General features: G+C 73.5%; 15 protein-coding genes. 8 read left to right on the top strand and 7 right to left on the bottom strand.

Annotated elements, in window-relative coordinates:
* Window positions 1-9 precede the first annotated feature (9 nt).
* On the bottom strand, window positions 10-597 hold the full coding sequence (locus Cch01nite_RS21665) for a DinB family protein (protein WP_203758594.1): 588 nt from the start codon (window positions 595-597) through the stop codon (window positions 10-12).
* A gap of 66 nt (window positions 598-663) precedes the next feature.
* Here Cch01nite_RS21665 and Cch01nite_RS21660 point away from each other — a divergent pair, with 66 nt between their 5' ends.
* A complete protein-coding gene (locus Cch01nite_RS21660; RefSeq protein WP_203758593.1) occupies window positions 664-1,278 on the top strand; it encodes an FMN-binding negative transcriptional regulator in 615 nt (204 codons plus the stop codon).
* Window positions 1,279-1,332: 54 nt separating this feature from the next.
* Here the strand turns inward: Cch01nite_RS21660 and Cch01nite_RS21655 are convergent, their stop codons facing one another.
* Window positions 1,333-2,247, bottom strand: a complete 915-nt coding sequence (locus Cch01nite_RS21655) for an alpha/beta fold hydrolase (protein WP_203758592.1) — start codon at window positions 2,245-2,247, stop codon at window positions 1,333-1,335.
* Window positions 2,248-2,568: 321 nt separating this feature from the next.
* Between Cch01nite_RS21655 and Cch01nite_RS21650 the strand changes: the two genes are divergently transcribed.
* From Cch01nite_RS21650 to Cch01nite_RS21630, 5 genes are all read left to right on the top strand, one after another.
* Window positions 2,569-3,015 (top strand): hypothetical protein, encoded by a 447-nt coding sequence (locus tag Cch01nite_RS21650; protein WP_203758591.1) that lies wholly within the window; start codon window positions 2,569-2,571, stop codon window positions 3,013-3,015.
* Window positions 3,016-3,353: 338 nt separating this feature from the next.
* Window positions 3,354-4,775: a cellulase family glycosylhydrolase gene (locus tag Cch01nite_RS21645; RefSeq protein WP_203758590.1), complete on the top strand. Its 1,422-nt coding sequence runs from the start codon at window positions 3,354-3,356 to the stop codon at window positions 4,773-4,775.
* A 101-nt stretch (window positions 4,776-4,876) separates the two neighbouring features.
* Window positions 4,877-5,473, top strand: coding sequence for a GNAT family N-acetyltransferase (locus Cch01nite_RS21640; RefSeq protein ID WP_203758589.1), 597 nt, complete (start codon window positions 4,877-4,879; stop codon window positions 5,471-5,473).
* 37 nt (window positions 5,474-5,510) lie between these two features.
* Window positions 5,511-6,167 (top strand): NAD(P)H-dependent oxidoreductase, encoded by a 657-nt coding sequence (locus tag Cch01nite_RS21635; protein ID WP_203758588.1) that lies wholly within the window; start codon window positions 5,511-5,513, stop codon window positions 6,165-6,167.
* Window positions 6,168-6,279: 112 nt separating this feature from the next.
* Entirely contained in the window at window positions 6,280-6,882 is a 603-nt protein-coding gene (locus tag Cch01nite_RS21630; protein ID WP_203758587.1) for a PilZ domain-containing protein, read from the top strand.
* 7 nt (window positions 6,883-6,889) lie between these two features.
* On the opposite strand, the gene Cch01nite_RS21625 is transcribed toward Cch01nite_RS21630, so the two are convergent.
* Window positions 6,890-7,657, bottom strand: a complete 768-nt coding sequence (locus Cch01nite_RS21625) for a helix-turn-helix domain-containing protein (protein ID WP_203758586.1) — start codon at window positions 7,655-7,657, stop codon at window positions 6,890-6,892.
* A 162-nt stretch (window positions 7,658-7,819) separates the two neighbouring features.
* On the opposite strand from Cch01nite_RS21625, the gene Cch01nite_RS21620 reads away from it, so the two are divergent.
* Entirely contained in the window at window positions 7,820-8,473 is a 654-nt protein-coding gene (locus Cch01nite_RS21620) for a class I SAM-dependent methyltransferase (RefSeq protein WP_203758585.1), read from the top strand.
* Here the strand turns inward: Cch01nite_RS21620 and Cch01nite_RS21615 are convergent.
* Together Cch01nite_RS21615 and Cch01nite_RS21610 are read right to left on the bottom strand one after the other, a co-directional pair.
* Window positions 8,452-8,805, bottom strand: coding sequence for a helix-turn-helix domain-containing protein (locus tag Cch01nite_RS21615; RefSeq protein WP_203758584.1), 354 nt, complete (start codon window positions 8,803-8,805; stop codon window positions 8,452-8,454). The genes Cch01nite_RS21620 and Cch01nite_RS21615 overlap by 22 nt on opposite strands.
* A gap of 176 nt (window positions 8,806-8,981) precedes the next feature.
* Window positions 8,982-10,358, bottom strand: coding sequence for an RAD23 family protein (locus Cch01nite_RS21610; RefSeq protein ID WP_203758583.1), 1,377 nt, complete (start codon window positions 10,356-10,358; stop codon window positions 8,982-8,984).
* 175 nt (window positions 10,359-10,533) lie between these two features.
* On the opposite strand from Cch01nite_RS21610, the gene Cch01nite_RS21605 reads away from it, so the two are divergent.
* Window positions 10,534-11,589: an SPFH domain-containing protein gene (locus Cch01nite_RS21605; RefSeq protein WP_203758582.1), complete on the top strand. Its 1,056-nt coding sequence runs from the start codon at window positions 10,534-10,536 to the stop codon at window positions 11,587-11,589.
* 11 nt (window positions 11,590-11,600) lie between these two features.
* On the opposite strand, the gene Cch01nite_RS21600 is transcribed toward Cch01nite_RS21605, so the two are convergent.
* Window positions 11,601-12,011 carry a DUF6314 family protein gene (locus Cch01nite_RS21600; RefSeq protein ID WP_203758581.1) on the bottom strand — a complete coding sequence of 137 codons (411 nt, stop codon included), beginning with the start codon at window positions 12,009-12,011 and terminating at the stop codon, window positions 11,601-11,603.
* A 35-nt stretch (window positions 12,012-12,046) separates the two neighbouring features.
* Window positions 12,047-12,859, bottom strand: coding sequence for a hypothetical protein (locus Cch01nite_RS21595; RefSeq protein ID WP_203758580.1), 813 nt, complete (start codon window positions 12,857-12,859; stop codon window positions 12,047-12,049).
* Window positions 12,860-12,895: the final 36 nt, after the last annotated feature.

The raw sequence follows: 12,895 nt of genomic DNA, 5'->3' as shown, positions 1-12,895 counted from the left end.
CCGCGCACGTCAGACGGGTCGGTGGCGCCGGGCAGCGGCCTCGATCCGCGCCCGGTGCCGCGCCCGCTCGGCCGTGATCGCCTCGTCGACGGGCGACGCCGACCCCGGGCCGGTGCTCACGGCGCCGTCGAGCCCCTCGCGCAGGATGTCGGCATGGCCGGCGTGACGGCTCGTCTCGGTCAGGACGTGCACCATCACGTTGAAGAGCAGCACGTCGGGCTGCGGCCACCAGGGCACGTGGCCCGGGGTGTCGACCGGCAGGGCGTCGATGGTCGCGTCGGCGTGGCGGCACGCCTGGTCGTACCGGTCGAGGATCTCGGCCCGGGTCTCGTGCTCGGCGACCCACAGGTGGGCCCGGTTCGCGGCGAAGTCGTCCCACCGGGGGACCGGGTCGGGGAACGGCCGGCCGAAGATCTCGCCGAAGTAGCGCGCCTCGGTGAGGGCGAGGTGCTTGACGAGCCCGAGCAGGTTCGTGCCGGTCTCCGTCAGCGGGCGGCGGACGTCGTGCTCGGAGAGCCCGTCGAGCGTGCCGAGGAGCGACGCCCGGGTCCACCGGAGGTCGCCGTGCAGGTACTCCTTGGCGAAGTCGTCGATCATGGCCCCAGCCTCCCAGCGAGCACGTGGCTCACGATGGAACCTGCGCCGACCCCGAAGGAGCCGTCGATGCGGCACACACCCCGCTACCTCATGACCGACCCGGCCGAGGTCAAGGCGCTGGTCCGCGCCCACCCGTGGGCGACGTTCGTCTCCGCGACGAGCAACGGGCTCGTCGCCTCCCACTACCCCGTGCTGCTCGACGAGACCGGCGGTGACGGGATCGTCCTCCTGAGCCACTTCGGGCGCCCCGACGACGAGCTGCACGAGCTCGGCCGCCACGAGTTGCTCGTCATCGTGCAGGGGCCGCACGACTACGTCTCGTCGAGCTGGTACGAGCCCGGCGACCTCGTGCCCACGTGGAACCACGTGACCGCCCATCTGTACGGCACCCCGCAGATCCTGGGCGACGAGGAGAACTACGCGATCCTGTCGCGGCTCACCGACCACTTCGAGGGCGACCGACCCGGTGCCCGGCACCTGTCCGAGGACGAGGCCGGCACCCGACGCATCGCCCGGGGGACCGTCGGGCTCCGGATGCGCGTCGACAGGTTCGACGCGCGGGCCAAGCTGAGCCAGAACAAGCCCGCGCACGTCCAGCAGCGGATCGTCGACGAGCTCGGGACGACGAACCCGGACCTCGCGGCCGCGATGCGCCGCCCCCGCGAGCTCGGCGAGAGCTGACCTGGGCCGGCCGGCGCCCTGCCCCGTGCTCAGGGCACCGGCCGAGGAGCCGGCTCAGAGCCGTCCGGCGACGACGTTCTCGATCTCCTCGAGCACCAGCTCGGGGCGGTCCTTCGGGACGTCGTGCGAGCTGCCCGTGGCCGTGACGAGCCTGCGGTGCGGCCCGGCCTCGACGAACGACGCGGCGGCGTCCCGCCAGCGCTGGGCGTCCTCCGGGGAGCCCTCGAACGGGGTCCTCTCCGAGACGACGACCGTGGCCGGGACCGTGTCCGGCCACGCGAGCGCGTGGAACGCCGTGCTCGTCTCGACGAAGCTCTCCGCGGTGGCGATGAGCTGGCGGTTCCGCGGGTCGTCCGGGTCCTCCTTCGCCGCGTCGACCTCGGGCTGCGTGGCGGCGGCGAGGCGGGCGACCTCCTCCTCCGTGAAGAACGGGGGCAGGTTCGCGTCGACGAGGACCGCACCGGCGAGCATCGTCGGGTGGCTGCCGGCGAACCAGGTGGCGATCTCGCCGGCCTGGGAGTGGGACACGAGGGTCACGTCCTGCGAGACGCCGAGCTGCTGGAGCCCCGTCTCGAGGTCGCTGACGGCGCTCGCGACGTCCCACGGACCGGGGACCACGTCGCTCCTGCCGAGACCGGCCCTGTCGTAGGTGATGACCGTGGCGCCGGTCGACGCGTGCAGCTGAGGCACGAGGTCCGCCCAGTACGACGCGTCCTCGCCGCCGCCCGAGTCCAGCACGATGGTCGGGCCGTGGCCCGGCGTGACGTAGAAGGCCAGCCGGTGGTCGCCGTTCTCGACCATGTGCAGCGTCGACCCGCTCGACCCGCTCGACCCGCTCGGCTCGCCGGTCGCCCGAGGCGCCGAGTCGGCGTCGCGGCACGCCGAGAGGACGCCGGCCGTCACGGCCAGCAGGGCGAGAGCCGCGACGGCCCGGTGGGCGGGACGGCGGTCGGAGGTGGTGCGGAGCATGGCGGATCCTCTGTGGTGGGGGGTGGGAGACCTGCGATGTCGATCCTCGGGTGGCGCGGACCGCCGCGGAATCCGGCCAGCACCCGAGCCCGTGGTCGGGCTGGCAGGAGCACGGACCGTGGGGTTGGCGGCGGCTCACCTCGTCGCGGCGCGCCCCATCGGTCCGGTACGTGTCCGCCGCGTGGAGGCCTCGCGCACGACCGCGCGGCGGACCTCGAGGCCCTGGTTGGATCGCAGCGTCGTCCGAGCCGAGGTGTTCACCGAGGCCATCGAGCCGCAGGGGGGCGCCTCGTGCATCTGCTTCGCCGTGCCCGCAGGTCGGTGGGAGCGCCACCTCGGCTCGCCGGTGCCCTGCTCGCCGTGGCCGTCGGCGCCGCGCTGCTCGGTGGTTGCGGCTCCGGCGACGACGAACCCGCCGTGACGCTGCCGGGGGTGTGGGAGTCGCGACCCGACGGTGCGTCCACGGCGGAGTTCGACGTCGGAGGCACCGGGTACTTCACGAACTTCCCGTTGTGGTCGGGCGGCACCTGCGACCCCGACCGGGTCGTCCCGTACACGGGCGAGTTCCGGTGGACCGCGATCGACGGCTACTTCCGCGTGGACGCGCCGAACGGCCCCATGCTGTTCCAGCCCCCCGGTCACTTCGGTCAGCCCGACTGGCAGAGGCTGGTGATCAGCCTCTGCGGAGAGCAGACCCCTGACGAGGCGCTCCTCGTCTACGACGGCGGCCCGGACTGGGGCCCCGAGCCGACCCACCAGTCGTCGTGAGCCGGCTCCCGCGCACGCGCGCGAGGGACGGGCCGGCATCCGGTGGTGGCGGATCGGCCTCGCCACGGCCGCCGGTCGACGGTCGCTTCCGGCGCAGGCCCGGGCGTCCGGTAGCCGGGGCGGCGCGCCGACCCGAGCCTCCACTTCACGAAACGTTTCGAGCGCCTGCCGCCCGCGCCCACCGTGACTACGGTCGGACCGCGCATCCACGGCGGCTGGCCAGGACGCGACGCCTGCGCCGCAGCCCTCACGAGGCAGGTGCGCAGCCTCGCGTCGACTGCTCGTCCGGAGAGCCGGGTCCCGCCGCCCGCGCACACCACCACGGACGAGGAGACTTCATGGGAAAGCGCATCAGGGTGGCCGCCCTGCTGTCCGCGGCCCTGCTGGCGACGACGGGGGTCGGCGCCATCGCCGCCACGTCGGCGCAGGCTGCTGCCGGCTGCAAGGTCGAGTACACGGTGACTAACCAGTGGAACGACGGCTTCGGCGCGAACGTCGTGCTCACGAACCTCGGGGACGACGTCAACGGCTGGACCGTCGGCTGGACGTTCCCGTCGGGCCAGAAGGTCACGAACCTGTGGAACGGCACCCTGACCCAGTCGGGCAGCACGGTGTCGGTCAAGGACGCCGGCTGGAACGCCTCCGTCCGCAAGGGCGGCACGGCGAGCTTCGGGTTCAACGGGAGCTGGAGCGGCGCCAACGCCGTGCCCACCCAGTTCACCGTCAACGGCACGGCGTGCACGGGGTCCACCACGAGCACCCCGACCCCGACGCAGACCTCGACGCCCACGCCCACGACCACCACCCCGCCGCCCCCGACGGGGACGACGCCGCTCGCCATCAACGGCCAGCTGCACGTGTGCGGCGTGAACCTCTGCAACCAGTACAACAAGCCGATCCAGCTGCGCGGCGTCAGCACGCACGGGCTCCAGTGGTTCCCGTCCTGCTACAACACCAGCTCGCTCGACACGCTGGCGAACGACTGGAAGGCCGACGTCCTGCGCATCGCCATGTACGTCAACGAGGACGGCTACACGACCAACCCCGCCGCGTTCACGGCGAAGGTCAACGACCTCGTCGACCAGGCGGAAGCGCGCGGCATGTACGCGATCATCGACTTCCACACGCTCACGCCCGGCGACCCGAACGTGAACCTCGACAACGCCAAGACGTTCTTCAAGAACGTCGCCACCCGCAACGCGTCGAAGAAGAACGTCATCTACGAGATCGCGAACGAGCCGAACGGCGTCTCGTGGGACCAGATCCGCACCTACGCGAACCAGGTGATCCCCGTCGTGCGGGCGGCGGACAGCGACGCGGTCGTCATCGTCGGCACCCGCGGGTGGTCGTCGCTCGGGGTCTCCAACGGGTCGAGCTCGGCGGAGATCGTGGCCAACCCCATCGCGTTCTCGAACATCATGTACACGTTCCACTTCTACGCGGCGTCGCACACCGACACCTACCGCAACGAGGTGCGCAACGCGGCGAGCAAGCTGCCGCTGTTCGTGACCGAGTGGGGCACCACGAGCGCGACCGGCGGCGGCACCGTCGACATCGCCAGCTCGACGGCGTGGCTCGACCTGCTCGACTCCCTGAAGATCAGCCACGTCAACTGGACGTACTCCGACGCCGACGAGTCCAGCGCCGCCTTCAAGCCGGGCACCTGCTCGGGCTCGAACTACGGGACCTCACAGCTGTCGCAGTCCGGCCAGTTCGTGCGGAGCCGCATCATGACGGCGGACAGCTTCCCGACGAGCTGACGTCGCCGCTCGGACGCCGCCGCCCCGCAGCACCAGCGCGGGGCGGCGGCGTCGTCCTCAGGGGATGGTCGGGCCGTGACTGCGCCGCTACTGTCGCGAAGATGAGCGACGTCACCGTCGACGGCTGGCGGATCGAACGGCTCGGTCCGCAGACGTGGGACCTGTTCGCGGGCCTGGCCGAGCGGCACAACGGGGTCTGGGGCGGGTGCTGGTGCACCTACTTCCACCTCTACCCGGACCCCAAGGAGGAGCGCCGGGAGATCGGGAACCGCGAGTTCAAGCACCGGCGTGTGCTGGCCGGCCTCGCGCACGCGGCGCTCGTCCTCGACGGCGACGAGGCAGTGGCCTGGGCGGAGTTCGGGCCGGTCGACGAGCTGCCGAACATCCACCACCGCAAGGAGTGGGAGCAGACGGTCACGCGCCGCCCGGACTTCCGGATCACGTGCGTGTTCGTCGACAAGCGGTACCGGCGCCACGGCATGGCGTCGGTCGCGGTGCGGGGTGCGCTCGCGCTGATCGCCGAGGCGGGCGGCGGGGTCGTCGAGTCGTACCCGCACGACCTGCCGCCCGACAAGAAGGTCTCGTCGTCGTTCCTCTACAACGTCACGCGCACCGCGTACGAGGAGCTCGGCTTCACGTACGACCGGCCCAAGGGCCAGGGCAACTGCGTGATGGTCACCGAGGTCGCGCCCGCGTAGCGGTTACCTTGTCCCCCTATCGCGTCGGGGGGACGGCATGGCAGCGGTGGCGAAGGACGAGGCGGCAGCGCCCGTCGTCATGCTGGTGCTCGCGCACCCGCGGCCCGGCAGCTACAACCACGCGCTCGCCGACCGGCTCGGGGCCGCCGTCACGCGCGCCGGCGCGACGCTGCTCGCCCACGACCTGTACGCGGAAGGGTTCGACCCGGTGCTGCGGGCCGAGGAGTCGTTCGTCGTCGGGCGGAGCCTGTCTCCCGCCGGCTCGGGCGACCCCCTGCTGGACCTGCACCGGGCGCACGTCGCGTCGGCGGACGCCCTCGTCGTCGTCCACCCGAACTGGTGGGGCAAGCCGCCCGCGATCCTCGCCGGCTGGCTGGACCGCGTGCTCGTGCCCGGCGTCGCGTACCGGCTGCCCGTGGCGGGCGGGCTCCCCGAGCCGCTGCTCCGGGTGCGGCGCCTCGTCGTGGTCAACACCACCGACACCCCGGCGGAGCGGGAGGTCGCGGACTTCGGCGACCCGCTCGCGGACGTCTGGGAGCGGTGCGTCGGCTCCTACCTCGGTCCGGCCACGGCGCCGACCGTCGTCGACCGCACCGTGCTCGCGTCCGTCAACGAGGCCGACGACGCCCGCCGCGCCCGGTGGCTCGACGACATGGACGACGTCGGCGCGCGGGTGGTCCGCCTCCTGGTGTGACCCGCCCCTCCCGGTGGCCCCTCAGGATCGGCCACGACCCGCCGATGAGAGGTGCGCTGGACCAGCACCCCGCCGCACGGATGCGGCGGCCTCGACCGGACGGATCTCGACCATGCACGACCTCGCACGATGCGCCATCGCGGTGGGTGACCGCGCGCTCGACGGCCACGTGGCCGCGTGCGAGGACGGCACCCTGACCTTCAGCGCCGACCACGGCGTCGTCGGGGCCCTCCGGGAGGGCGACGACGTCCAGGTGCTCGTGCTCGACGAGGTGCGCGGCGAGGTCCGCTACAGCGGCCGGATCGCCGAGGTCGGTGTCACCACCGTGCACGTCGAGGACCTCGAGCTCACGTCGATGCTGCAGAAGCGGCAGGTCGCACGGGTGCGGATCTCGCAGATCTGCGGCGGCGTCGTGCAGGCGGCGGACGGCTCGACCCGGTCGATCAGCTTCGCCGTCGTCGACATCGGCGCGCACGGCATGCGCATCTCCACCAACGCGGGTCTCGAGGAGGAGGACCGCATCACGTTCCGGTTCCCGACCCGCGACGCCTCCGTCCTGCTCGACGCCGAGGTGCTGCGCTCGCAGCGGACCGCCACCGGGGCGACGCAGTACGGCTGCCGGTTCGTCGGGCTCCAGGAGAAGGACGCGGACGCCCTGTTCCGATTCGTGCTGCAGACGCAGGGAGCGCAGCGGCGCTCCCGCCTGCGGGTCTGACGCCTGCTCAGTCCTTCTCGACGCACGCGCCCGGTGCGCGCTGGATCCAGTCGCCCGTCGACACCCAGCCGTCGACGGTCCGCAGGTGCGCGTTGACGACCTCCGGAGGTTCCGGCACCAGGAACACCTCGTCGGGCGCGTACGTCCTGTCGATCACCTGACGCCCCGCACCGGGCTTGTCGGTGAGCAGCACGGGCGCGGGGACGCCGTCGGTCACGACGTAGCGCCACGGGCACAGGCGTGACGCGTCGTGGCCGTCGAGCAGCGCGACGCCCGTGACGGTCCCGGCGGCCGCGAGCGCGACGCCGCCGACCGAGACGATCACCCGGCGTCGGGTCCGGGTCCGGCGTCCCGGGGGCGGGGCGTGCGTGTGAGACCGGGCCGTCTCGTCGGGCGGGACCGTCGGCTCGTCGGCCTGGTCGGTCGCGTCGGCCTGGTCGGTCGCGTCGGCCTGGTCGGTCGCGTCGGCCTGGTCGGTCGCGTCGGCCTGGTCGGTCGTGTCGGCCACGTCGGTCCCCGGCACCGCCCGGTCGTAGCGGTCGAGGCGCTCGCGGCGTGCGTCCTCCCAGAGCGCCCGCAGCTCGTCGGGGCAGCGATCCGCGGCGCGGCACAGCGCCTCGACGACCGACCACGGCGGGGTCGCCGTCCCCGCGAAGTACCGGGAGAGCGACGAGTCGCTCGTCGCCGTCGTCCGCTCGAGCTCCCGCAGGCTCTTGCCGGCGTCGCGGCGCAGCCCGCCGAGCTCCTCCGCCAGCCTCGTCGTTGCCGTGCTCATGAGACCCCCTGCCTCAACCGGACGATTCGGGCAGAGCGTAGGGGTGAGGGGGTCCGCCCGGCGACGATGGGTGAGCGTGGCAACCAACGGCCCCGACGGCCGGACGGGCGCGCGAGCGGTCCGTTCAAGACGGCGGACGGATGCCCGGCGCAGGCTGCGGGCATGAGCGAGAACGCGTTCACCCCTGCCCTCGGCCGCCTGGCGCCGACCCGGTTCTACGACTCCGTGGTCGCCCTCACGCGCGAGCGGCTGTGGCGGACCCTGACCGCCGCGTACGTCGCGCCACGGCCGGACGAGGTGATCGTGGACGTCGGCTGCGGCACGGGCTCGCTCGCGGTCCTGCTCGCGCGGGTCGAACCGCGGGCCCACGTCGTCGGCCTGGACCCCGACCCCGAGGTGCTGGAGGTCGCGCGTCGCAAGGCGGGCGCCGCCGACGCCGCGGTGGACTGGCGGCTCGGCATGGGCGACTCGCTGACGGACCTGTACGGACCGTCGTCGCTGGACACGGTGGTGTCGAGCCTCGTCCTGCACCAGTGCGCGATGCCGGTGAAGCGGGCCGTGCTCGCGTCGGCGTCCGCGGCGCTGCGGCCGGGCGGTCGGGTCGTGATCGCGGACTACGGCCTGCAGCGCACGTCGCGGATGCGTCTGGCGTTCCGGACGGTGCAGCTCGCCGACGGCACGGAGGACACCCGGCCCAACGCCGACGGGGTGCTGCCGGACCTGATGTCGGACGCCGGGCTCCAGGGCGTGCGGGAGGTCGAGGTCGTGCCGACGGTCACCGGCTCGATCTCGATCTACGTCGCTCGCCGGGGCTGATCGCGCAGCACCGGGAGCACGGCCGCCGGGGTGAGGCCCATCATGTCCCGCATCCGCCGCGTCAGGTGCGCCTGGTCCGCGAAGCCCGCCGTGACCGCCGCCTGCGCGGGTGGCTCGCCCGCCTGCAGCGCGTCTGCCGCGCGACGCAGCTGCGCCCACACCCGCCAGCGTGCCAGCGGCATGCCGACCTGGTCCCGCGCCAGCGCCCGCAGCCGCTGCGGCGACAGGCCGACCGTCGCGGCGAGGACCGGGATCGGGACGGCGCGGTCGCGCAGCACGTCCATCGCCGCCAGCAGACGCACGTCGAGCTCCCCCGACGGGCTGCCGCTCATCCGGCCGACGGTGGAACGGGCTGTCCGCCACGGGACCGCGGTACGCCGCGTAGCCGTCACCGACGACGAAGCGACGCTGCACGCGTGGCACCTCCGCCCGGGAACGCCGCGGGACGCGACCCGGCCATCCTGCTGCACCGCCCGCGTCACCCGCAGCCCCGACCGCCCGCGGCGGGTCAGCGGCACGGCAGGCCGCTGTACGACTTGACCGTCAGGACGGTGCCGCGCGGCAGCACAGGGATCACCACGTGGTCCTTCGCGACCACCTCGACCTCCTCGGACGTCGACGTCGCACCCGCCAGCACCACCTGACGGGTCGTCCCGACGGGGGCGCCCTCGGTGTGCAGCGAGGTGCTGCACACGGTGACGACCTCCGCGACGAAGCCGGCGTCCGTGAGCGCGTGCGCCGCGTCCGTGGCCGGCTGCCCGGCGACGTCCGGCACCGCGACGTCGTCGGCCGTGACCGGCGTGGACGGCTCGGTCGGCGCCGGCGTCGAGGGCACCGTCGGCACCGGCGTCGAGGGCACCGTCGGCACCGGCGTCGACGTCGCGGTCGGTGCCGGTGTCGACGGCCCCGTCGGCCCCGCCGGCTCGGACGGGTCGGGGCTCGCGCCGCTCGCCGCCGGTTCGAGGTCGAGGGACAGGGTGAACCCCTGCCCGGCGACCGCGCCCTGCACCTCGACGACGTAGCTGCCCCGCGGGATCGTCGTGTCGACGCTCCCCGTGCCGCGCAGCGGCGCAGTGGCCCACAGCCGCCCCCGGTCGTCCTTGAGCGCCAGTCCGGGGGTGTCCTGCACGGCAGCACCACCGGCGGACCGCACGTGGATGTGCGCCGTCGACCACCGGCCGTCGCTCTCGAACACGAACCCGGCACGCGTCCTGCCGGCGTCGAAGCTCGCCGCCCGTGAGTCGCTCGGGCCGTCGAGCCGCATCGGGGGTGCGGAGTCGACGTACAGCCGGTACGGCCCCTCACCGGTGAGGAGCGTGACGAGCGCCGTCCACGTCGCGTCCCCGGTCAGCACGCCCTCCGCGACGACGGTGCCGTCGTTCTGCTTCTCGCCCTCGATGGGGGTGCCCGAGCCGCGGAGCTGGAGCCGGGCGCTCATCTCCTTCGGGTACCCCTCGAGCGTGATGTAGTACCGGTAGCCGCTGCCGCCCGACAGGAGCGTGCGCTGCGCGAACGGGTGCTGCCCGTCGAGCCGCCCCAACACGAACTCCTGGTCGCCGCCGCGACCCACGAGCACGGTGACCGCGACGACCGCGACGCCGACCACGACAGCGATCAGGTTCTGCCACGCCGCGGAGAGGGCGTTCCAGCCCAGCAGCTTGTGGGTCGTCACCGCGACGGCCAGGCCCCCGAGCAGCGCGACGGCGATGCGCAGCTGCTCGAAGTCGCGGTCGACGATCCCGGAGTCGTCCACGGCCTTGAGCGACTGCTGCATCAGGACCAGCACGACGGCCAGGATCACGACCGCGACCGCGGTCTTCCGGCGCGGGCTGCTCAGGAGCGCGACCGCGCGCCGACCAGCCGCCGTGGCGTGGAGCTCGGACATGGGTCCCCCTGCGGTCTCGTCGCGATCCCTCGGGTATCGGACCTCGGTCCGGGCGCCGTGATACCTCGCCCGACCGGCACGGTCACGCCGGTCCGCACCGTCGACGGCACCGGCACGCTCGTCGCGCGCTGCCCTATGCTCCGCTCACCGTCGACCCCTCAGGAGTGAGCGACCCGTGCCCGGCCTGTTCGTCCTCTCGATCGTCCTGCTCGTCGTCGCGGTGGCGACGGGCGTCGTGTGGCTCAGCACGGGCAGGGGCCGGGCGACCGGTGAGGACCAGGACGTCGTGGTCACCGCCGCCGCTGCGCAGGAGGCCGAGGCCGTCCCCGCCTCGGGCGGCAAGTCCCGTCGCGGCGCCTCCCGGCCCGCCGCGCCGCGGCCGCCGCGCCCCGGCCCCGGGTCCCGCGCCGCCGGCTGGGCGTCCCTGGCGGCGCTCGCGCTCGCCGTCGTGTGCGGGTTCGCCAGCTCGGCGACGATCGTCTCGACGAAGAACGTCGGCATCGAGACGTCGTTCGGGCGCCCCGTCGGCAGCCTCTCGAACGGGTTCCACCTGGTCCCGCCGTGGAACAAGGTCACCGAGATGGACGCGGCGATCCAGACCGACAACCACGTGAAGTCGGACTCCGGGTTCAGCTGCATCACCGTCCGGATCGCGCACCAGGCGACCGCGTGCGTCGACACGTCGATCCGGTGGCGCATCGAGGAGCCTGCGGCCGACGCTCTGTTCCGCGACTACCGGGACTTCGACAACGTGCGGGACAGCCTCGTCACCCGCGACCTCAACGCGGCCCTCAACGCCGTGTTCGAGGACTACGACCCGCTGGCCATCGACAAGGAGGGCAACTCCACGTCGCCCGGGCTCGAGACGCTGTCGACCGACGTGCTCGCCCGGATCCAGGACCAGATCGGCGACGAGATCAACGTGCTATCCGTGATCATCCCGGTCGTGCACTACGACGAGAACACGCAGAGCAAGGTCAACGCGCTGCTCGCCCAGGTCGCCCAGACCCGCATCGCCGAGCAGTCCGTCATCACCGCCGAGCAGCAGGCGCTCGCCAACCGCACGCTCGCCGAGTCCGTGTCGCAGGACCCGAACGTGCTCGTCTCCAAGTGCGTCGACCTGCTCGGGGAGATGGTGTCGAAGGGCCAGTCGATCCCGATCGGGTTCTCCTGCTGGCCGGGCGGCGGGTCGCCCGTCGTCGTCCCCGGGGTCTCGACGCCGGGGAGCTGAGGTCCGGCGCCCTACCGCCGGTACGTCGTCGTGAGGCGGTAGTCCTTGGCCGGCCCGGTGGCGTGCCAGACCTCCTCGAAGCGGTCCGCGCCCAGGAACCGGCCCGTCACCGTGTACGTGTCGCGGCCGCACCCGTGCTCGCCCGACCAGGAGTCGTCGACCAGGTCGAACCGGTAGAACGGGCGGCCGTCGCCGAACAGCACCTCGACCGCCCCACCGGCGGCCGGCTGCAGGAGGAGCCGCCGCTGGGCGGGGCGCTGCGACCCGCCGAACGTCAGCACGCCCTCCTCGACGCACGCCAGGCCGCCGTCGTCCGTCGGATCGAAGCGTGCGGTGCCGCGCAGGACGCCGTCGAGCCCGGCGCGCGCGTCGACGATCGCGCGGTCGATCGACCACTCGCCCGCGAACCTCTCGACGGTCACGGTCACGACGGTCCCACAGCGACGGCGGCGTCCGGCTACCGCCCGCAGCCGACCCGTTCGGCGGCGAACGTGATGTCGTCCAGCCACACGTCGAAGTGGTCGGGCGTCGAGCCGCCCTGGTAGAGCTGCCAGCCCACGCGGACCGTGTCGGCCGAGGGGAGGACGAAGTCGGTCGCGGCTCCGCCGTGGTCGGTCGTCGTGACGGTCAGGTCAGGCTGGGCGGCACCGTCGAACCACAGCGAGACGCGGTTCTCGGGGGCGTCCCACTGGAACTCGACGCACTGCCAGCGGTCCTCGACCGTGGGGGCGGACTCCTGCCAGCTCGTCCAGTCGCCCGTCGGCCCGCCGTCCGCGCCGACGCCCCAGAACGTCGCGTCGGGGCCGACCGTCGGGGCGAACTGCCCGCCGAGCGGCCGCACGACCTCGCTGCTCCCGGCACCGGCCACCTCGACGAGCGTGAAGTGCGCCCAGTCCGGCGCGGTCGGGAAGTCGTCGACCTTGACCCGGACCCGGCCGAAGAAGCTGTTGCCGGGGGCGGCGAGGTCGGGGACCTCGAGGAAGGCCGCGCCGTTGCCCTCGGTGTGCACGTGCAGCACCTTCCCGGCGTGGCCGGAGCGCTCGACCCGCAGGGTGCCGTGCCGGGTGTCCACCCCCCAGTCGAGGCTCGACGCCCCGCCGACGGGCTGCGACTCGAAGTCCTCGCAGAACAGCGCGGCGGTCCTCGCGCACGGGGTCCGGCTGCCGTGCGCGCCGCCGGCCTCGGCGACGGGTGCCGCGGCGGCGGCGGCGCCCGCGGTGAGCAGCGACGCGCCGAGCAGCCCGGCCGTGACCGACGTGGTGATCCTCATGCGCGCGCTCCAGCCGTCCGTCGGGAGTGGGTGCTC

The sequence above is a fragment of the Cellulomonas chitinilytica genome (assembly GCF_016862675.1).
Classification (GTDB): Bacteria; Actinomycetota; Actinomycetes; order Actinomycetales; family Cellulomonadaceae; genus Cellulomonas; species Cellulomonas chitinilytica.
This window is presented reverse-complemented; position numbering and strand designations above follow the sequence as displayed.